Origin of the sequence: Geobacillus sp. FSL W8-0026 (assembly GCF_037966255.1) — a bacterium.
GTDB classification, from domain to species: Bacteria; Bacillota; Bacilli; order Bacillales; family Anoxybacillaceae; genus Geobacillus; species Geobacillus icigianus.
In genome coordinates this window covers 570,660-589,987 of the sequence record NZ_CP150194.1, presented here as the reverse complement: position 1 = coordinate 589,987, position 19,328 = coordinate 570,660, and the positions used below count along the sequence as shown (strand labels likewise).

Genomic DNA, 19,328 nt, shown 5'->3' with positions numbered 1-19,328 from the left:
AAGAGGAGAAAGACATGCGTGCATCGACCATGCCAGCGATTACACCGATGTATGACCCGTGGGAGGCGTATGTCGATATTGAAGAATACGGACAACTTGAACTGACGAACATCGAGTTCACGACCACGACGCTTTGCAATATGCGCTGTGAGCATTGCGCCGTTGGCTATACGCTGTCGGCAAAAGACCCCGAGGCGCTGCCGCTTGATTTGTTGCTCCGCCGCTTGGAAGAAATCCCGCATTTGCGATCATTAAGCATCACCGGCGGCGAGCCGATGCTGTCATTAAAATCCGTCGACCAATACGTCGTTCCCCTTCTCCGCTATGCGCACGAGCGCGGGGTGCGGACGCAGCTGAATTCAAATTTGACCCTTGACTTGGCGCGCTATGAACGAATCATTCCGTATTTGGATGTGCTGCACATCTCCCATAACTGGGGAACGATCGATGACTTTATCGACGGCGGATTCGCCATGATGGAGCGGAAGCCGACGCGCGCCCAGCGCGAAAAGTATTTTCAGCGCATGCTCGACAACGCGAAAGCATTGGCGAAAGCGGGGGTCTTAGTGTCGGCGGAAACGATGCTCAACAAGCGGACGGTTCGCCATTTGGAAACGATCCACCGCCAAGTGGTCGAGGAAATGGGCTGCCGGCGGCATGAAATCCACCCGATGTATCCGAGCGATTTTGCCAGTGCACTTGAGACGTTGAGCTTGGACGAATTGCGCGAAGCGATCCACCATTTGCTTGACATTCGCAACGAGGACGTCTGGATGCTGTTTGGCACGCTGCCGTTTTACCCGTGCAGCGACAACGAAGAAGATGTGGCCCTATTGAAGCGGCTGTACGAAAGCAAAAACGTCACCGTGCGCAACGATCCGGACGGCCGCTCGCGGCTCAATGTCAACATTTTCACCGGCGATGTCATCGTCACCGATTTCGGCGATGAACCGCCGCTTGGCAACATCATCCGCGATTCGCTGCCTGACGTGTATGACCAATGGCGCCGCTCGAAACTGGCCAATGAGCTGCTTTGCCATTGTCCGGCGGCGCGCTGCCTCGGGCCGAACGTTCTTGTGAAGCAGACGTATTATCGCGACATCGATTTTACGAAGCGATCCGCGCGAGTGGCCCGATAAGCGGTATGACTAGCAAATGGAAAAGGTGCCCGTCTTTTGGGCACCTTTTACCTCGGTTGCTCGCTGACAACGTAAGACATATACAGCCGGTCCTGCACCGGGATCCACGCCCCGACTCCTCTTGTCGTGACGTTTTTGACGACAATGTTCTTTTTGTTTCCGCGCAAAACGACATACACTTCGCCGTAAGTCACTTTTCCTTTTTCATTGACCGCTGGAACATAGGCGTACAAATACCCCATCTTTTTCGCCGGCACTTGGTACGGCTGGTCTTTTTTCGTGCCAAGGCCGACGACCGTGCTGAACGCAAGCGGCAAATTCGTTTTTTCCATCGCTTTGTTCAGCATCATCCGCTTGACAGCATCCTCATTCGGCACTTTGGATGTCAACCCGCCGCGGACGTGTTTTTGCATTTCTTGTTTATAATACAATTTTTGTGCGGCATCGCCGCCGCGATTATCGAGGAAATTCGTGTTGACTTTTTGGTATTCCCAATTCGTTGATGTCTCCAGCGACTGGTAATTGAGCGGCCATTGACCTAAATAAATCGTCGCTCGATAGCCGATGGCCCATGGCGTGTCCGTCGCCGACGATTCGTTTAAAAGATGAATCAATTCAGGATTTTCGATTTTCACGTTGGCCGATTTCAACAGCTGTTTCGCAAACGAGCTTGGCTCTAAATGCGGCAAGTCTTGCGTTGGATTTGGGTACGTATTTTCTTTCGATATATCGATCACCGCGGTGGGCGCCGGTTTGCCGGAGGACGCCAACGTCGGCGCTGCGGCCGCATATAGAAGCAGCGCGCTCACGAGCAACGAAACGGACCATTTTTTCATCCCGCATGTTCACTCCTTTCGCTCCTAGGTATTCATGGTTAGTTTCTTTCAAAACCTGCTCTTTATCCGCGGCGATGAAAATTTTGTCCTGCTTCGGCGTTTCGTTTTCTTCGTCTGTCCAAACCACTAGGAGGCCGTTTTTAACGGAAGCCCCGTCACAGCAAGTAAAAGCCGATTCCCATAATCGTATACGCCGCCAGCAGCGTCGCCCCTTCAAACCAATTTGTATCCCCGTCATTGGAAAGGACGATGATGAGCAGCACGGAAGCGGCCATCGCGACCAGCTCAGGAAGCGAAAAGACGAGCGGCATTTTTTCCGGAAACAGAAGCGAAACGAGCACAAGTACCGGCGCGACGAACATGGCGATTTGCAATGTCGAGCCGATAGCGATTTCGACGGCGACGTTCATTTTGTTTTTATACGCCATAATGACGGCCGAAGCGTGCTCGGCCGCATTGCCGACAATGGCGACGATGATGATCCCGATAAACAGTTCGCTCCAGCCGAACGATTCGGCGACCGTTTCAAACGTATGGACAAGCCGTTCCGATAAGTAAGCCACCGCCACCGTGGCCAGCGCCAAAATGGTCGTCGCTTTTCCTTTTCCCCATTCCGGCTCTTCGTGTTCTTCCGTTTTATCGGATTGATGCTGATAAACGCCGCGGTGAGTGACAAGCCGAAAATACAGGGCCGCGATATAAAGCAAAATCATGATGATGGCGATGCCGACGCTGAGCGCCAGCTGCTCTCCGCGGTCCATCTGCATCGTAAACACCTCAGGGATGACAAAGGCGACAAAAATGGCAAACGTCAACAACCCCGCGTTATGGCGGGCATCATAAATGTTAAATCCTTGCCGTTTGTATTTGAGCCCACCTACAAAAAATGACAGCCCGGCAACGAGCAATAAGTTGCCAAGCACCGAACCGGTCAAGGAAGCGAGCACAACGTCAACGAGCCCAGCCTTCAAGGCAAAAATGGAAATAATCAGCTCGACGGCGTTCCCGAATGTCGCATTCAACAACCCGCCGATGCGCGGCCCGGCGACAATCGCCAAACTTTCCGTCGCCCGCCCCATATAGCTGGCGAGCGCAATGATCGTCAAACAGTATAGCCCAAACAGCAAAACGGTCGGCCAGTGAAGAAGTCCGCCGATGACGGACACCGGCACGCCGATCCATGTCAGCCAAGCGAATACTTTGTTCATTTTCGCTTCTTCCACCTTTCCATTCATTTTCGTTGCACAATCCGGCATTCGCCTGTACGATGAAGAGTGGCGCATCTACTACGATGAAGAGTGGCGCATCTACACCGAAACATTTGAAGGGCAGCGTGATCGGCCGCGGGGGAACCTTACCGCTTGGTAACGGGATTTTTGCGGAGGGCCCACGGGCGACGCTTTGCCCTCTGCCCAGGGGATGAAAGCGACCGCTTGCCGACGAGATTTCCACAGAAAATTCGACGGGTAGCGTTTTCCCTCCATCCAGGGCTGAACATCACGCGCCAGTGCGGCCTTTTCACGGAAAAGATCCATGGGCAATGGTTTGCCCTCCACCCGGGGATGAAAATCCGCGTCAGGCCTGCATTTTCACAGAAAAGATCCATGGGCAATGGTTTGCCCTCCACCCGGGGATGAAAATCCCACGTCAGTTTGACATTTTGATGGAAAACAGGCATACCGCTGCCTTGCCTCTGTCGTTTGGCAGCGGCAACGCGAACAATCCACAGAAACGGGGGCTTGCCAATGCGTTTCGCTGTTTTAACCGGAATCGTCGCCATTTCAGGCTTGTCTCAAGGAATGCTGCTTCCATTGCTGGCTCTTTTGCTTGATAAACAGGGGATTTCTTCTTCGGTGAACGGAGGGCATGCGGCCGCGCTGTATGCCGGTGTATTGCTCATTTCCCCTTTTTTGGAGCAGCCCTTGGGCAAATATGGGTACAAGCCCATGATTCTCCTTGGCATTTCTATTGTAATATGTTCGCTTACCCTTTTTCCACTGTTCCCTTCCTTTTTCATTTGGTTTGTTCTGCGCTTTCTCATTGGGGTAGGCGATCATATGCTTCATTTTGCGACTCAAACGTGGATCACTGACTTTTCGCCGCCGGAGAAGCGCGGACGACGGCTGTCGCTGTACGGTTTAGCGTTTGGGCTTGGCTTTACCGCCGGGCCGCTGCTCGCTTCGCTCGCTTCGGTCAACGAAGCGTTGCCTTTTTTCATCGGCGCTCTGCTCAGTCTGATCGGCTGGATGGCCGTGTTTTCGCTGCCGAATGAAAAACCGCGGCCGTTGGAACGAACGTCCACGGCGGCCGGGCGGTGGCTAGGGGCGTGGAAGGGGGCATGGCCCGCGCTCTTGTTGCCGTTTGCTTACGGCTTTTTGGAAGCGGCCATTCACTCGGTGTTCCCGCTGTACGCCTTGGATCAGCGGTTGAGCGCAGAACAAATCGCGTTTTTACTGCCTTGCTTCTCATTGGGGGGCATCCTGTTTCAGCTGCCGCTTGGAGCATTGAGCGACTGGCTCGGGCGCCGCATTACCATCACTGGGGCGCTGTTGGCGGGCGCCGGCTGTTTTTTGGCGGCGTTTGTTGCCGATCCTTCTCCCGTCAGCCTAGCGATCTGCTTATTTGCCGCCGGGATGTTTACAGGGTCGCTGTTCTCGCTCGGCATCGCCTACATGACCGATCTGCTGCCAAAAGCGCTCCTCCCGGCCGGGAATTTGTTGTGCGGAATGTTGTACAGCCTCGGTAGCATGATCGGCCCGCCGCTTTCCGGCAGCGCTGTCGATGTTGCAGCGGACGCCTTTTTCCTAGCGGTCAGCGCCGTTCTCCTGCTCCCGGTTCTCGGCCTTGTGAAGCGACGAAAGCAGGAAAAAACGGCCTAACCGCTTCCTTTCATTTTCTGTTTTTTTTTAAAAAAAATCATTGACCGTTTTCTCTTTTCTGTTATATAATAAAAGCAAGATAATCACGATGTGTTTTAAAACAGTATATGAAAGGATGTGGCGATGATGAGCCGGACGGAACGGAAAAACATGATCGAATTTATTGAAAAAGTGCGGGGCTTGTCGCGGGAACAACTTGCTTGCATGACCGACGCCGAGATTGAATACCTGTATGAACGCTCGTATCATCATCACGAAGAAATTGTGGAGTAATAGCGATCGCTAGAATGGGCACAAAACGGAGCCGACCCAAAACAGACACGTTTTGGGTCGGCTTGATTTTCAATGGTAACCGTTTTGGCCGTTGGCACTCCCGCTCGTTTTATGCTTCGGCCGATTTTTCCCTTTTTGCTTCGTTCCCCCGTCTTTTTTCGTATGCTTCGCCATCGTTATCCCCCCCTGTATGAAAATCCCCACACCATTACATTGTCCGGTCGGCACTCGTTTTATGCACGTTTAACGGACCCGCTTTCTCCCTTCCCGTTCGCAATCGAACAGAGCGTTCAGCTCTCCTCCCAAGATCAGGATCATGCCAGACAAATAAAACCACACCATCAGCACGATCATCCCGCCAAGGCTGCCATACATCGCCGTATAATTGGCGAAGTTGTTGACGTAATAGGAAAACGCCGACGAGGTGGCAATCCAGCCAGCCGTGGCAAACACAGCGCCGCGCACCACATTGACGCAGCGCAACCGCTTATTCGGGGCAAAATAGTAAAGCGCAGTAAACACCGCAAACAAGAGCAAGGAGCTCGTCACCCAGCGCAATGTGTTCCAAACATCCAAAAACGGCCGTGACAACCCGAGCGCCGAAAACAAAAACAGCCCGATCATCCTTCCAAAAACGGGGAGCACGAGAGCGACGATAATGACAGCGATCATGCCGAGCGTCAATACGATCGACAACCCCCTTACTACCCAAAACGGTCGATCTTCTTGCACGTCGTAAGCGCGGTTGAACGCCCGCATAATCGCGCTCATCCCATTCGAAGCAGACCAAACAGCAGCAATGATGCTAAACGACAGCAAGCCACCGTTTTGTTCATTCATGAGGCGATGAACATTCGTCTCGATGAGACGAAGCGCCTCTTTCGGGGCGTATTGCCGCACGAGCGCGAGCACATCCTCATGCGGAATCGGCAAATAGGCTAACAGCGTCATTAAAAACAGCAAAAACGGAAACAACGACAGGAGAAAATAATACGCCAGCTCCGCCGATAGTCTTGGGATTTCATCTTCCTGAAAACGCCGGACCAGCTCGCGGATGAATGTCGCATTCACCAACATCGGCCGTCCTCCCTTCCCTTGCTTTTCGAACGACTGCATCGTTGACCGCTTTTTTCATCAGCGCCGTGAAAGAGAGCTCCCGCGCTAGGCGAAGCGGAAGCGGCTCAATGCTCCTCCGTCAGCCGATGATCGCGCATGATCGTTTCCAGCAAATGCTCGCATCCCGCTCGGATCAGGTGATACACTTCGGCAAAATTGCCCGTATAGTACGGGTCTGGCACGTCGTCCGTTTCCCGTTCCGGCACGAAATCGAGCAGCCGAGCGATCACCGCTCTCGACCGGAGGCCGGCCAACCGCCGCAAATCGTTCAAATTGGTGGCATCCATGGCGATGATATAATCGAACTCCTCCAAGTCGCGGCGGGCGACTTGCCGGGCGCGGATGCCGGAATAATCGATCTTGTTCTCGCTTAAAATTCGCCGCGTTTCCGCATGCGGCGGTTCCCCCACATGCCAGCTGCCCGTTCCCGCCGAATCAACGGTGATGACATGCTCTAGTCCCCGCTCTTTCACCAAATGGCGAAAAACAGCTTCCGCCATCGGCGAACGGCAGATGTTTCCAAGACAAACGAACAGCACTTTCACCATCCGAAACGGCCTCCCTTTCGCCATCGTGATGAACATCGTTTCATTCGGTATTGTTTCTTTTTTCTCGCCGGCCTAGCCTCTCTTTCACCGCACAGGCCCGCCTCTCCATTTTACCATACCGTCTGTTTCTCGGCTGGGCAACAGACGATCTCCTCTCCCGCTTTTCAGCGCCGATGTGGTACAATACATGATAACCGCTATGAAAGGAGCGCGAATCATGGACTTATCCAAACCGTCGGCGGAAAACGTCGAATACATGATTGAACAATTGAAACAAAAATTAAAAATGCTCAATTGGGAAGCGATGAAGCCATCACATTTTTCCGAGGAATGGTACGATGAATTGAAAGAGATTTTCGAGATGGTGATGAAACGCGAGACGTTCAGTCCGAGTGAAATGCAAGCCATTGTGGAAGAACTCGGGAATCTGCGCAAAAAGTAAAGGCTTGCCGGTCGTAAGGCGCGCGGTTTTGAAGGGCGGAAAACGGGGCGTCTTTCCGCCGAACCGCGGGGTTCGCTGACATGCCGCACCGGCCAGCCATGATCCAAAGGCGCTTGCCCGCCAAGATAAACATAATTCCCATCGAAAAACTAGGATTGACATTGGCGGCAATTGTGCTAAAATTTTAATCAATTACATCATTGCATACGCTTATCAAGAGCGAGGGAGGGACTGGCCCGATGAACTCCGGCAACCTGCTCTGGCTAGCAAGGTGCCAATTCCAGCAAAAATGGGGTCCATTTTGAAAGATAAGGCGGCGCTAATTCTTCCGCTCTTTCCAAAATCAAAATGGGAAGGGCATTTTTGTCGCCGAGCTGCCGCTTGCTGAGTAAATATCCAACTAATCACGTTGATTTTCTTTGGTTTTATAAGGAGGGAAAAACGATGCTCACGTACGATCAGTGGGAAACGGCAGAAAAACCGTCTTTTCCGTCTGACAATGAAACAAAAGGAGCGCTTGACGTTCTCGCTTGGGCGTACCGCGAGTACGGTGATGAAATGGTGTACGCCTGTAGCTTTGGCATCGAAGGCATCGTGCTGATCGATCTGATTTCCCAAGTGAAGCCGGATGCGGAAATCGTCTTTCTCGACACGGGGCTGCATTTTCAAGAAACGTATGACACGATCGAAAAAGTGAAAGAAAAATATCCTTCGCTCCGCATCGTGATGAAACGCCCGTCACTGACGTTGGAACAACAAGCCGCCCAGTTTGGTGATGAACTATGGAAGCGCGATCCGAACAAATGTTGCGAGCTGCGCAAAGTCATTCCGCTGCGTGAAGCGCTGACTGGGGTGACCGCTTGGATTTCCGGCTTGCGCCGCGAACAATCGCCGACGCGGCGCCATGTCGAATACATCAATAAGGATGACAAATTCCGTTCGGTCAAAGTCTGTCCGCTCATTCATTGGACATGGAAAGACGTATGGAACTACGTGTATAAGCACGATCTTCCGTACAACGTGCTTCATGACCGCGGCTACCCGAGCATCGGCTGCGCTCCGTGTACAGCGCCGGCAGTCGATCCGAACGATTTGCGCTCCGGGCGCTGGGCCGGCCAAGGGAAGACCGAGTGCGGGCTCCATCTCACATAGGAGGAACCCATCGTATGCTCCTTGCGATTGCGGTTTCTCATTTCCTTTTTCTTCGCCATGAACATGGCGGCATGTAAGCGATTTTTCAGTCTATCAATCTAGGAGGTTGTGAACATGAGCGTAAGCATCCCGCATGGCGGCACATTAATCAACCGTTGGAATCCCGATTATCCGCTTGACGAAGCATCCAAAACGATCGAACTGTCGAAAGCGGAATTAAGCGATTTGGAATTGATCGGCACGGGGGCGTACAGTCCGCTCACCGGCTTTTTAACGAAAGCGGACTACGACGCGGTTGTGGAAACGATGCGCCTCGCTGACGGCACCGTCTGGAGCATTCCGATCACGCTCGCGGTGACGGAGGAGAAAGCGAAAGAACTTGCTGTCGGCGATAAAGCGAAGCTCGTTTATAACGGCGACGTGTACGGCGTCATCGAAATCGCCGATATGTACCGCCCGGACAAAACAAAAGAAGCTACGTTCGTTTACAAAACGGATGAACTCGCCCACCCTGGCGTACGCAAACTGTTTGAAAAACCGGATGTGTACGTCGGCGGGGAAGTCACGCTTGTCAAACGGACCGATAAAGGACCGTTCGCCGCGTTTTATTTCGATCCGGCCGAAACGCGGAAGCGGTTTGCCGAACTCGGCTGGAACACCGTTGTCGGCTTCCAAACGCGCAACCCGGTTCACCGCGCTCACGAATACATTCAAAAATGCGCGCTTGAGATCGTCGACGGTTTGTTTTTAAACCCGCTCGTCGGTGAAACGAAAGCGGATGACATTCCGGCTGACATCCGGATGGAAAGCTACCAAGTGCTGCTGGAAAACTATTATCCGAAAGACCGCGTCTTCCTTGGCGTCTTCCAAGCGGCCATGCGCTATGCCGGACCGCGCGAGGCCATTTTCCATGCCATGGTGCGCAAAAACTTCGGCTGCACGCACTTCATCGTCGGCCGCGACCACGCCGGTGTCGGCAATTACTACGGCACATATGACGCACAAAAAATCTTCTCGAACTTTACGGCTGAAGAGCTCGGGATCACGCCGCTCTTTTTCGAACATAGCTTTTATTGCACGAAATGCGAAGGCATGGCGTCAACGAAAACGTGCCCGCATGATGCTGAGTATCATGTCGTTCTTTCCGGCACGAAAGTCCGTGAAATGCTTCGCAACGGCCAAGTGCCGCCAAGCACGTTCAGCCGCCCGGAAGTCGCCGCCGTCTTGATCAAAGGATTGCAACAGCGCGAAGCGGTCACCCCGTCAACGCGGTAAAGGAGGAGCGTCATGAGCACGAACATCGTTTGGCATCAAACATCGGTCACGAAACAAGACCGGCGCGAGCGCAACGGCCATCATAGCGCCATCCTTTGGTTCACCGGGCTGTCCGGCTCCGGCAAATCAACGGTGGCGAACGCCGTCTCTAGACGGCTGTTTGAGCTCGGCATTCAAAACTACGTATTAGACGGCGACAACATCCGCCACGGGCTCAACAAAGACCTCGGCTTTTCCGCCGCCGACCGGACGGAAAACATCCGCCGCATCGGCGAAGTGGCCAAACTGTTTGTCGACAGCGGACAGTTTGTGTTAACGGCGTTTATTTCCCCGTTTGCCGAAGACCGGGCGCTCGTCCGCCGTCTCGTCGACGAGGACGAGTTTATCGAAATTTATGTTAGCTGTCCGCTTGAAGAATGTGAAAAACGCGACCCAAAAGGGCTGTACGAAAAAGCGCGCCGCGGGGAAATTCGCGAATTTACCGGCATCGACTCGCCGTACGAAGCGCCGACAGCGCCGGAGCTGACGATCGAAACCGACCGCTATTCGGTCGAAGAATGCGTCGAGCAAGTGCTCGCTTATTTGCGCGAACGGAGAATGATCCCGGCAGCGAAGGCGGACTGATTGTTCCTCCTTTGCTCAAAAGAACGGAAGAACATTTGCCAAAGTCGTTTGCGCACAAAAGCAAACGATGTACAATAAAAAGCACAGCTAGGCATTCACGCCGCTCTCCGGCGGTTGGCTGAATCATGCACGAAGGGGCTGAAACAACGATGGGAAAAGTCTACCTTGTCGGCGCCGGCCCTGGCGATCCGGAACTGATCACCGTCAAAGGACTAACATGCATTCAACGGGCGGATGTCATTTTGTACGACCGTCTCATTAACGAAGAGTTGTTGTCATACGCCAAGCCGGACGCTGAATTGATCTTTTGCGGGAAGCTGCCCGGCTGCCACGCCATGCAGCAGGAAACGATCAACCGCGCGCTCGTCCTGCATGCCAAAAAGGGGAAAACTGTCGTCCGCTTAAAAGGCGGCGATCCATTCGTGTTCGGGCGCGGCGGCGAAGAGGCGGAAGCGCTCGTCAAGCATGGGATTGAGTTTGAGATCGTTCCCGGTGTCACCTCTGCCATCGCCGCAGCGGCGTATGCCGGCATCCCGGTCACCCATCGCGAGTTCAGCTCAAGCGTCGCCTTTGTCACCGGGCACCGGCGCGAAGGAAGCGGCGACGAAATTCAATGGGAAAGCCTAGCCAAAGGCATCGACACCATTGCCATTTATATGGGGATTCAGCGCTTATCCTCCATCTGCAGCCAACTGATGAAATATGGGAAGTCGCCCGAAACACCGGCGGCGGTCATCGAATGGGGAACGACCTCCGCCCAACGCACGGTCACTGGCACGTTAGCGACGATCGCCGAAATCGCCGCCAACGAGCAAATGCGAAATCCGAGCATGGTCATCATCGGGGAGGTCGTGCGGCTGCGCGCGAACATTCAATGGTATGAGCGGCTGTTGTGGTCCTCTGCAGCCGCTGGCGCCACATCGTGAGGCGGTTCGCCATGGAAGCTGTTTTATACGTCAGCCACGGCAGCCGCGTCGCTGCCGCGCGCTTGGAAGCGGCCCGTTTCGTCGAGCAATGCAAAGCAGCCGTCGACATCCCGATTCAAGAACTTTGCTTTATCGAACTGGCGGAACCGGATATCATCACCGGGGTTGACCGTTGCGTCGCCCAAGGAGCGACGCGCATCATTGTCATTCCGCTTTTGCTCCTATCGGCTGGACACGCCAAACGCGACATTCCGGCGGCGCTCGAGCTGGCGAAACAGCGCCATCCAGCAGTCGAAATCGTCTGCGGTTCCCCGTTTGGCGTTCATGATGCGATGATTGACATCATCATTGACCGCATCAGTGAATGCGCGCCTTCCCTCGATGGCGAATCGATGATTTTGCTCATCGGCCGCGGCAGCAGCGATCCCGATACGAAGCGCGACATCACCGCCATCGCCCGGCGTTTGCAAGAAAAAACACACGTCCCGCACGTTAGCGTCTGCTTTCTTGCCGCCATCGGCCCGACGCTTGACGAAGGGCTTGAGCAGGCGAACGCCTCACCTTGCCGGCGCGTGTTTGTCGTTCCATATTTATTGTTCACCGGGGTCTTAATGAAAACGATCGAACGGAAGCTGCGCGGGTTCCCTACTTCTGACAAACAATGGCATTTGTGTCCTTACTTAGGCTACCATCCGCGGCTAGTGACGCTCATTCGGCAACAAGTAGCGTCGCTGGCGCTGGCGAAAAAAGGAGCTTGACCGTCCAAGCTCCTTTTTTGTATGTACATTCATTCCCGTCTATTATATGATGAAAGCGGGACCGCAAAGAGCAGCGGCAACCATTGGCTGAACGCTCCGCACAGACCATTCCGTTAGGCACTGAAGCAACGTTCATAGCTGTCCGCCTTTGGCCCCGCGTCAAAGGGGGGAAATCGCCGGAGCGTGAGGCAACTAAGGAGGTCGCGATATGAAACGGGTGCATGTCATTGCCGAAGGACGCGTGCAAGGGGTCGGTTTTCGCTATTTCGTCCAGCACGAGGCGTTGAAGCGGCAGCTGACCGGTTGGGTGAAAAACAATGATGACGGAACAGTGGAAATGGAAGTGCAAGGGAACGAAAGCGCTCTTCAACTCTTTTTGGAAACGATTGAAGCGGGAACGATGTTTGCCAAAGTGACACGCCTGCACATCGAGCCGCGCGATGTTCGGCCTGATGAAAAACCGTTCCGCATTATGTACGGGAGCGGATGCTGACCGCTCGGCCAATGAAATGCCGCCTCTAGGAGGCCGATACCAACCTCGTTTCTCAAGTAGAAAAAACTTGTTGCATCAGCCGCTATGTTCACGCGTTCCATCATTTGCCCAATGTGTGTTGCGGGCGCAAGATGCCCGTCCGGCGCGCGACGCTGGCGAACGAACGTGTTTTTGGCTTGCGCACAAAGCCGCTCGCCAGCTCCGCGGCAACTCGGCAGAATTCAAGCGGGCCGCAAATGGGGTGTTGCATAGCGGAAGCACGTCTCCAAAATGGCCATATTCGCCTGCTCGTTTTTCCTCTGCGCTTCACGACAAAGCGGATCAAACGCATCGACAGCGGACCGTGGATACTCCCCGCATACATCGACGCCCAATACGTTTTTCTGAAGCAGCAGCCGCCGCAGGCAAGCCAGCAGCATCGAAAGCGGCATCGTTCCGTGATCCCAGTTCGTGACGGCATCTTCGCGGCTTAGCGCATCTTTGTCAATGCTAATATAGACGCTTCTTGTCGGGACGACTTCTAGCAGCGCCCTCGGCCATTCGTCATCGTCAGCAAACGAAAGAACAGTGATGTTCGGGGATAACTGGAGATGATTCGGAGAAAACGTCGGACCAGCGATCACCACCTTCCGCAGCTGCGGATGGTCAAGCGCGCGGGCCACCCATGATCCGCACGACATGAGGAAGCCGTCGCTCGGATCCGCATCGGTATGGTGGTCAAACAACACAAGAGTGAACGGTTCCTGTATTTCTTGCAACAACAAATACGTGACATAATGATAGTTACCGCTCCCGATCAGCACCGCCCCGCGGGTTCGCCGTCGGCGCAGCCGACGTTCGATTTCAGCGAGCGCAGTCTGGCTGCAATACAAATTCGTTTCCGGCACGTCAGCGAGGTCCACCCACTCGTGCGGAAAACGAAGCAGCCGCGTTTGCGGCCGATACGTGCCATCGAGATGCAACAAAGCGACACCATTTCCTTGAAACCCCATTTCCCTTCACCTTTCCTTTCGTCGAACGGTCCGTCAACGCTTCTAGGTGTGGATGAGTCCAAGATGTGTCCGTTTCTATTATACAAAAAAAAGCGAAATAGTTCCGTTCTGATGCTTCGGTCATGTACAATATAGAAAACAGCAAAAGGAGGGACTTCGCGTGCAACCGATCGATGCCGCCGTCGTGCAAGAGGCGCTGAACCGCTTGGCCAACCGCGATGTGTACATTCATTTGGAGACGACGAACGGGGCGTACGCTGCTCACCATAATGAAGGGTTTTTTTCTGCCGGCGCTTTCATCCGCAACGCCCGCATCCGCTTCACCCGCGGCAAAATCACCGGATTAGGGCCGTACCGCATCGGGCTGAAGCTAGACATCGGCTGGGTGTACGCCGAAGGGTTAACCCATTGGGAATGGACGAAAGAAGAACAATTGCTGTTAGCGGGACATGACTATGAAGGAAAACTGGCTGTCGCCCTTGAACTGAGCGGCAAGCCGTTTGCCTAAGGAGGGCTTCCGATGAACGAACGACATGTACTCGTTGTCTTTCCCCATCCGGACGATGAGGCGTTCGGTGTCTCGGGAACGATCGCCCAGCATGCGCAAAGCGGCACACCGGTTACATACGCCTGCTTGACGCTTGGCGAAATGGGGCGGAATATGGGCGTGCCCCCGTTTGCCAATCGCGAAACGCTGCCGTTCATTCGTAGACACGAACTCGAAGAAGCATGCCGCGTTCTCGGCATTCATGATTTGCGCTTGCTCGGCTATCGTGATAAGACGATCGAGTTTGAGGATGAAGAAGAGCTGGCGGACCGAATCGCCACCATCGTGGCGGAAACGAACCCATCGCTTGTCATTACGTTTTATCCCGGCTACAGCGTCCATCCCGATCACGATGCATGCGGAGAAGCCGTCATTCGCGCGTTGAAGCGATGGCCCAAAGAACAGCGGCCGACCGTGTATTGCGTCGCTTTTGCCAAAAACTGCGAGCAGGAGCTCGGCCAACCTGACATCATCCGCGATGTCAGCTCGGTCATCGACACCAAACTCGCCGCCATACGCGCCCACCGCTCACAAACCGAAGGGCTGATGCAGGCGGCCGCGAAGCGCGGCGACGCGCTCGCGTGGCTGAAAACGGAGCGATTTTGGACGTACCGCTGGGATGATTGACAGAAGGAGCGGATCGATACAGTCTAAAAAGGGGATCCCAACGCAGCCGATCCCCTTTTCGTTTCGCGCTCGCGTGGAACGATGCCCATCTAGCCGCTGTCTTGGCTGAAGCTTAGAAGGTGGGGAAAAACCGTTGTCACACACCAATCGGCGGCATTTTCATTCAGAAAAGAAAACTGATTCTGCAAGGTTTCTCTAATTGAGAGACCGGTGGAATCAGTAGTATTTTGCACGAAATCGCCAGTCTCTTAGAAGGCTGGTGAAAAACCGCCGATCCCTTTATCAATGGGAGAACGCGCGAAAAGTAGGACCGATGCATCAGGTTTTTCTAGTTGAGAAATGACATGGCCAAGCCGTATCCAGGATTAATAGAAACTAGCTGCGGCAGCCAGCGCTCCTTTCAACACGGTGACCGCTTCGCCTTCGAGTTGCCCCCGCTCCCCCGCTACCGTCACCCGCACAACGCCGCCGCTAGTTGTCAAAAAAGAAATGGTCTCTTCACAGCAACGTTCACCCCGCTCCCATAACACATGGGCGCCCGCTAAGGTCGCATGCCCGCACGGATCGACTTTCGCTTTGGGCGGGAACTAGCGCAGGCGCTAGTCATCTTCGTGTGGAATGAAAAAGAAGGTCTCAGATCAGTTCATCACCGCGGCAACCCGCTGCATCTATTCGTCCCGAGCCGGCTGCGGCAGCAGACAGGCCGCGGCCGGATTGTCGGCGAATGGCCGAGCGGTGAACGCATCAACAATGTACATCGGGATCTTCATCGTTCCTGTCCTCTCTTTCTCCGCTTCGTTCTTTTTCCTTCGCCAACAAGCCGGCCAACTCCTCGTCCCAGCGGCCGTTTTGCCGAAACGAATCCGCAGCGAGCGCCCGAAATAGCCGCTTTCGCCCCTCAGCGTCCGCCACCTCGCGCAGCACGATGGCGCGGGCTCGCTGCAAAAACTCCAAATACGCCCCGTACTCTTCCCCATACCGCTCTTCAAGCTCGCGGCGAATGCGGCGAGCGACCGCCGGGCTTGCCCCTTCAGTGGAGACGGCGATCGTCAGCGGGCCGCGGCGGATGACAGCAGGAACATGAAAATCACATTGTTCCGGAGCGTCAACGATGTTCAGCAGCTGTCCCGGCGCTGCCGCCTGTGCCACCGCCTCGTTTACTTCGCGGTCGTTCGTCGCTGCGATGACAAGAAACGCACCGTCCAAGTCATGCGGCGCAAACGTCTTGACGCGCCAGCCAATCATTCCCGCCGCCGCTAACGCTTGCAGCTCCGGTTCGGCTTTGGGAGCGATCATCACCACATCCGCCCCTGCCGCAAGCAGCCCGCGAATCTTCCGCGCCGCCACCTTCCCTCCGCCAACAACGACCGCTCGCCGGCCGCGCACTTGAAGCATAACCGGATATCCCATGGCCCACTGCTCCTCTCGCGATCAACTTTCTTTTTTTCATAGGAGGCTGGTCATTTCATCGTGGATACGGATTTTGTCATTTTTCAATTAGAAAAACCTTGTTTTAGCGGTCCTGCTTTTCACTCATTCTCCCATTGATGAAGGGAATCAGCAGTTTGTCACCAGCCTTATAGGAGACCGGTGATTGAAGAGAGCAAAACACTGATCAAGCCAGTTTCTCCAATAGAAAAACCTTGTCGCATCAGGATCGTCTTTCAAACGATCCCCCATTGCTCAAAAGAAACAACCGTTTCTCACCAGCCTTATAGGCAAACGGGGAAAAAAGAAGCCGTGCATGAGACACGGCATTTTCCCTAATATTACATCACCCTTGTGCAACCCTTCCAATACCAACCGATGTACATCGAACCTCCCCATGTTTATTGAGAAAACTCGTTCAGCGGAATTTTTCCTCGATGCGCCGCCCGTAATCGCGCAGCGCTTTGGTGTTCGTCGGCTGCCGCTTTTTCATCAGTTCCGCAAAGCGGAGTTGTTTTTCCGTCCATTTTTTCGTCAGTTCTTGTTTTTTCTCGTCGTCCTCGCAACAGCGAAGCAAATCTTCAAGCGTCATCAGTTCTTTTCGCAATTTTGTCTCTTCCGTCACATACCCGGCATTTTTCAGCAACAAATACCCGAGCCGCAACTCTTCGGGAATATGGGAAATATCCTCAAGCTCGAGCGGCTTTCCAAAACCAGGCAAATGATCAAACTCGCCGTTGTTCATCGCCTCGCGAATTTTCTCCTCAGCAATGCGCCAAAATCCATCCATTTCACGTCAGCTCCTGTGTCTGCCGCCTCGCATGCTGCTCGGTTAAAAAACGGACCAATTCCTCATACGGAAGCGGCGGGGAAAAATAATACCCTTGCGCCTCATCGCACCGTTTTCCTTGCAAGTAAGCCGCTTCAGTCTCTGTTTCTACCCCTTCAGCCAGCACTTTTACACCTATATTATGCCCGAGGCGGATAATGGCGGGCAAGATGACATCTTTTTTTCCTTGAATATGCTGGACGAACGAGCGGTCAATTTTCAACCGGTCGATCGGCAAATCGGTCAGGTAGCTGAGCGAGCTGTAGCCGGTGCCGAAGTCGTCCATGCTGATCGTTACCCCGAGCGCTTTCAGCTTCGGCAGGATATCGAGCGCGCGTTCAGTATCCATCGTCATTCGCTCCGTAATTTCCAAATCTAAATGGTGCGGTGGCAATCCGATCTCATCGAGCAGGCGAGCCAATTTGTCCACAAAACGGCGGCTTTCAAATTCGTACGGCGATAAGTTGACGGAGACAGACAAGTGGGGAAACTGGCTGAGCAGCTGCTTCGTCTGCCGGCATGCCGTACGCATAACCCACTCATTGATCGGAATGATCATGCCGGTCTGCTCTGCCAAAGGGATAAACAGTGACGGCGGAATCATCCCTTTTTCCGGATGACGCCAGCGAATGAGCGCCTCCATGCCGATCACGCTTCGGTCGTGCAGCCGAATTTGCGGCTGGTAGTACAATTCAAACTCGTCCCTCTCAAGCGCCCGCCGCAAGTCGCGTTCCATCGCCATGTTTTCATGCAGCCGATTGGCCATCGGCTCGGTAAAAAACACAAAATCACTGACTGCTTTTTTCCGTACTTCATAGCGGGCGATGTCCGCTTTGCGGATCAACGTTTTCGCTTCTTCCCCATCTTTTGGGTATATGCTGATGCCAGCGTTCACCGTGATGTACAATTCGATTCCGTTGACTATAATCGGCTCATCGGCTACCTCGACGAGTTGCTTTGCCATTTCCTCCGCCTTTTCCAGCGAGCTGTCTGGAACGACAGCGAGGAATTCATTTCCGCTCCAGCGCCCAATGATCATCCCCGCCTTTTCTTTCCACACCTGCGCCAAGTACAGCAATACTTCATCGCCGACGGCATATCCGTAAAAATCGTTGATCGTCTTAATGCCAGACACTTCAAAAAAAATAATTGCTGCTTCCTGACCGTTTCGTTTCGCCTGCGCCAAGCAGCGTTCGACGGTCTTGTACATCGCTTCTTTATTGGGCAGGCCTGTCAGCTCATCATGATTGGCAATGTATCGAATCCGCTGTTCCTTCTGTTTTTGCTCCGTCAAATCACGGACAGCGGCCACCGTCACATTTTCCCCTTCGTAGTCATAGCGGCGGCGCACGATTTCCGCTGGAAACACCGTCCCGTCTTTCCGACGCAGGTCCATCTCCAGACGTTCGCGCTCCTCATGCGGCTGGCTGAACTTGATAGAGCCGTGAACAATCAATTCATCGATCGGCAAATGAATGAGCTCGCTTTCTGCATAACCGAGCAGACGGCAGGCCGCTTCGTTGACTTCAATAATCCTCCCGTTTGCGTAAACAATAATGCCTTCCATCGTCATTTCCGCCAAGCGCCGCAACCGATGCTCGTTGGCCGCCAGCCTCTTTTTGTAAGCGGCGAACGCCTTCCGCTCCATTTGTTGATGCAAAGCAAGCAAATAAATGGCAGCAGCGATAAAATAAACGGCCATCATCATACCCATCGCTTTTTGCCGCTCTTTTTGCAGCCGATGTTCGTATATCGCGGCATCATAATCGATGCCAACGACGGCGTCGACCGTCCCATCCGCACGGCGCACCGGCATAAACGCGCTGATGCTCCTTCCCCATTTATCGGTCGTTGGGCGCGGCTGCATCGCAAAGTGGCCGCCAAATGCCTTGTCGATTTCCGGAACATCATAGCGATAAATCGTTCCGGGCGACACCGCTTGTTCCTTGTCGCTGTCAATGCGCCCGTTTCGATTGTAATCTGTCGGCGGAGCGACGACAAAATACAGTTGGCCGTTTTTATTCTTTTTCATCGTGTATATGCTCAGCACGCGGCCGCGGGATTGCCAGCGCTCCAGCGCGGCGATGATCTCGTCATACACAGGCAGACGGTCTGCGTGCTCATCGAGGCGCTCATGCCCCATAGCGGCCAAATCGCCGGCGACCATGGCCGCCACTTGCTTCGCATTTTCCTCGTATTCGCGATGCTCATGCTGTTCCATATAATGAATATAGCCCTCTCCAGCCCCGAGAAACAAAAGAGAAACCATGGCAAAACCTGTCGTCAACTTCGGCGCAGCTCGCCACGGCATCCGTTTCCAATGCCGTTTCGCCATCCAATGCCCATATATATAGACAACACCCGTTATCAACAACCATCCGAAGACATAGAACGCATATTCTATATGATTCGACATGATTCATCACCGCCACCTATTTTTCGAC

Annotated in this window: 20 protein-coding genes, 1 pseudogene and 1 riboswitch; of the genes and pseudogenes, 12 read left to right on the top strand and 9 right to left on the bottom strand. The window is 53.9% G+C overall.

From position 1 onward, the window contains the following. The first annotated feature begins 14 nt into the window (after positions 1-14). A complete protein-coding gene (yfkAB, locus tag NST29_RS02925) occupies positions 15-1,139 on the top strand; it encodes a radical SAM/CxCxxxxC motif protein YfkAB (RefSeq protein WP_033023395.1) in 1,125 nt (374 codons plus the stop codon). A 47-nt stretch (positions 1,140-1,186) separates the two neighbouring features. On the opposite strand, the gene NST29_RS02920 is transcribed toward yfkAB, so the two are convergent. After that, positions 1,187-1,975, bottom strand: coding sequence for a YfkD famly protein (locus tag NST29_RS02920; RefSeq protein WP_033023398.1), 789 nt, complete (start codon positions 1,973-1,975; stop codon positions 1,187-1,189). 155 nt (positions 1,976-2,130) lie between these two features. Beyond that, on the bottom strand, positions 2,131-3,210 hold the full coding sequence (gene cax / locus NST29_RS02915) for a calcium/proton exchanger (protein ID WP_255358734.1): 1,080 nt from the start codon (positions 3,208-3,210) through the stop codon (positions 2,131-2,133). Positions 3,211-3,720: 510 nt separating this feature from the next. Between cax and NST29_RS02910 the strand changes: the two genes are divergently transcribed. After that, a complete protein-coding gene (locus NST29_RS02910) occupies positions 3,721-4,854 on the top strand; it encodes an MFS transporter (RefSeq protein WP_033023399.1) in 1,134 nt (377 codons plus the stop codon). Positions 4,855-4,980: 126 nt separating this feature from the next. After that, on the top strand, positions 4,981-5,127 hold the full coding sequence (locus NST29_RS02905; RefSeq protein WP_033020583.1) for a BH0509 family protein: 147 nt from the start codon (positions 4,981-4,983) through the stop codon (positions 5,125-5,127). Positions 5,128-5,370: 243 nt separating this feature from the next. Here NST29_RS02905 and NST29_RS02900 read toward each other — a convergent pair whose 3' ends face one another. Beyond that, positions 5,371-6,204, bottom strand: a complete 834-nt coding sequence (locus tag NST29_RS02900; RefSeq protein WP_033020584.1) for a YihY/virulence factor BrkB family protein — start codon at positions 6,202-6,204, stop codon at positions 5,371-5,373. A gap of 104 nt (positions 6,205-6,308) precedes the next feature. After that, complete coding sequence (locus NST29_RS02895; protein ID WP_033020585.1) at positions 6,309-6,791, bottom strand: low molecular weight protein-tyrosine-phosphatase; 483 nt, start codon at positions 6,789-6,791, stop codon at positions 6,309-6,311. A 217-nt stretch (positions 6,792-7,008) separates the two neighbouring features. On the opposite strand from NST29_RS02895, the gene NST29_RS02890 reads away from it, so the two are divergent. The 7 genes from NST29_RS02890 (at position 7,009) to NST29_RS02860 (ending at position 12,461) form a co-directional block, all read left to right on the top strand. Next, a complete protein-coding gene (locus tag NST29_RS02890; protein WP_033020586.1) occupies positions 7,009-7,233 on the top strand; it encodes a DUF1128 domain-containing protein in 225 nt (74 codons plus the stop codon). Between the two features lie 207 nt (positions 7,234-7,440). Then, a riboswitch (SAM riboswitch) is annotated at positions 7,441-7,548 on the top strand. Between the two features lie 129 nt (positions 7,549-7,677). Then, a complete protein-coding gene (locus tag NST29_RS02885; protein WP_033020587.1) occupies positions 7,678-8,385 on the top strand; it encodes a phosphoadenylyl-sulfate reductase in 708 nt (235 codons plus the stop codon). 114 nt (positions 8,386-8,499) lie between these two features. After that, positions 8,500-9,660, top strand: a complete 1,161-nt coding sequence (gene sat / locus NST29_RS02880) for a sulfate adenylyltransferase (protein ID WP_033020588.1) — start codon at positions 8,500-8,502, stop codon at positions 9,658-9,660. A 12-nt stretch (positions 9,661-9,672) separates the two neighbouring features. Further along, positions 9,673-10,284, top strand: a complete 612-nt coding sequence (cysC, locus tag NST29_RS02875; protein ID WP_033020590.1) for an adenylyl-sulfate kinase — start codon at positions 9,673-9,675, stop codon at positions 10,282-10,284. A 149-nt stretch (positions 10,285-10,433) separates the two neighbouring features. Next, positions 10,434-11,210 carry a uroporphyrinogen-III C-methyltransferase gene (cobA, locus tag NST29_RS02870; RefSeq protein ID WP_033020592.1) on the top strand — a complete coding sequence of 259 codons (777 nt, stop codon included), beginning with the start codon at positions 10,434-10,436 and terminating at the stop codon, positions 11,208-11,210. 11 nt (positions 11,211-11,221) lie between these two features. Continuing rightward, positions 11,222-11,968, top strand: coding sequence for a sirohydrochlorin chelatase (locus NST29_RS02865; RefSeq protein WP_033020593.1), 747 nt, complete (start codon positions 11,222-11,224; stop codon positions 11,966-11,968). Between the two features lie 208 nt (positions 11,969-12,176). Beyond that, positions 12,177-12,461: an acylphosphatase gene (locus tag NST29_RS02860; RefSeq protein ID WP_033020594.1), complete on the top strand. Its 285-nt coding sequence runs from the start codon at positions 12,177-12,179 to the stop codon at positions 12,459-12,461. 221 nt (positions 12,462-12,682) lie between these two features. On the opposite strand, the gene NST29_RS02855 is transcribed toward NST29_RS02860, so the two are convergent. After that, positions 12,683-13,453 carry an arginase family protein gene (locus NST29_RS02855; protein ID WP_339232690.1) on the bottom strand — a complete coding sequence of 257 codons (771 nt, stop codon included), beginning with the start codon at positions 13,451-13,453 and terminating at the stop codon, positions 12,683-12,685. A gap of 160 nt (positions 13,454-13,613) precedes the next feature. Between NST29_RS02855 and NST29_RS02850 the strand changes: the two genes are divergently transcribed. Both NST29_RS02850 and bshB2 read left to right on the top strand, forming a co-directional pair. Then, complete coding sequence (locus tag NST29_RS02850; RefSeq protein ID WP_061912618.1) at positions 13,614-13,961, top strand: YojF family protein; 348 nt, start codon at positions 13,614-13,616, stop codon at positions 13,959-13,961. Positions 13,962-13,973: 12 nt separating this feature from the next. Then, positions 13,974-14,627 (top strand): bacillithiol biosynthesis deacetylase BshB2, encoded by a 654-nt coding sequence (gene bshB2 / locus NST29_RS02845; RefSeq protein ID WP_033020602.1) that lies wholly within the window; start codon positions 13,974-13,976, stop codon positions 14,625-14,627. 365 nt (positions 14,628-14,992) lie between these two features. On the opposite strand, the pseudogene NST29_RS02840 reads toward bshB2, so the two are convergent. The 4 genes and pseudogenes from NST29_RS02840 to NST29_RS02825 form a co-directional block, all read right to left on the bottom strand. Beyond that, positions 14,993-15,202: pseudogene (locus NST29_RS02840) on the bottom strand (PhzF family phenazine biosynthesis protein); the annotation flags it as partial. A 169-nt stretch (positions 15,203-15,371) separates the two neighbouring features. Next, positions 15,372-16,037, bottom strand: coding sequence for a bifunctional precorrin-2 dehydrogenase/sirohydrochlorin ferrochelatase (locus NST29_RS02835; RefSeq protein WP_033020603.1), 666 nt, complete (start codon positions 16,035-16,037; stop codon positions 15,372-15,374). A gap of 436 nt (positions 16,038-16,473) precedes the next feature. Further along, positions 16,474-16,845, bottom strand: a complete 372-nt coding sequence (locus NST29_RS02830) for a DnaJ family domain-containing protein (protein WP_033020604.1) — start codon at positions 16,843-16,845, stop codon at positions 16,474-16,476. Position 16,846: 1 nt separating this feature from the next. After that, positions 16,847-19,300 (bottom strand): GGDEF domain-containing phosphodiesterase, encoded by a 2,454-nt coding sequence (locus NST29_RS02825; protein ID WP_033844617.1) that lies wholly within the window; start codon positions 19,298-19,300, stop codon positions 16,847-16,849. Between the last annotated feature and the right edge of the window lie 28 nt (positions 19,301-19,328).